The organism is Ammoniphilus soli (assembly GCF_040813775.1).
Map to the genome: position 1 here is coordinate 1 of NZ_JBEGDL010000144.1, position 931 is coordinate 931.

Annotated in this window: 1 protein-coding gene and 1 pseudogene; both read left to right on the plus strand. The window is 46.4% G+C overall.

The genetic code is table 11. From position 1 onward, the window contains the following. Window positions 1-797, plus strand: a pseudogene (locus ABLT31_RS38760) (isocitrate lyase); the annotation flags it as partial. Between the two features lie 19 nt (window positions 798-816). Continuing rightward, window positions 817-931, plus strand: a 115-nt coding sequence (gene yhfH / locus ABLT31_RS38765; protein ID WP_367761043.1) for a protein YhfH, incomplete at its 3' end; no start/stop codon positions are given.

Genomic DNA, 931 nt, shown 5'->3' on the forward strand with positions numbered 1-931 from the left:
AAGCGATGATTGAGGCGGGCGCTGGCGGGGTTCATCTGGAAGACCAATTATCTTCGGAAAAGAAATGCGGGCACTTAGGAGGCAAGGTGCTGCTTCCCACTCAAACGGCGGTTCGCAACTTAATTGCTGCCCGTTTGGCTGCGGATGTCTTGGGCGTTCCAACCGTCATTATTGCTCGTACCGATGCAAACGCGGCCAACCTGATTACGAGTGATGCAGATCCATATGATCACGGATTCTTGACAGGTAAGCGAAGTATTGAAGGATTCTACTACACGAAGCCAGGATTAGATCAAGCGATCGCCCGTGGATTAGCTTATGCCCCCTACTGCGATATGATCTGGTGTGAAACATCCGAGCCGAATATTGAAGAAGCACGTCGCTTTGCTGATGCTATTCATGCCAAGTACCCAGGCAAGCTATTGGCTTACAATTGCTCTCCTTCTTTCAATTGGAAGAAGAAGCTGGATGATCAAACCATCGCTAACTTCCAGAAGGAACTGGGCAAAATGGGATACAAGTTCCAATTCGTCACCCTTGCCGGATTCCATTCCCTGAACCATAGCATGTTTGAGTTGGCTCGAGGTTATAAAGAAAGAGGAATGGCCGCATACTCAGAACTACAAGAAGCAGAATTCGCAGCAGAAGTAAATGGATATACCGCGACTCGCCATCAGCGCGAAGTCGGTACAGGCTATTTTGATGAAGTGTCTCTTGTTGTCACAGGAGGAAAGTCCTCTACAACTGCATTGGCCGGATCTACGGAAGAAGAGCAATTCCAACAACATGAAAACTAATAACATGGGGGCATTAAAAATGACAAAAAACTTTGATCTTTATAAAAAAATACCGCAAAAAGAGTGCCGTGAATGTGGCGAACATTTTGAAGAGCAAGCAGAATCTTATATCTATGAGTGTGAGCGTTGCTTCG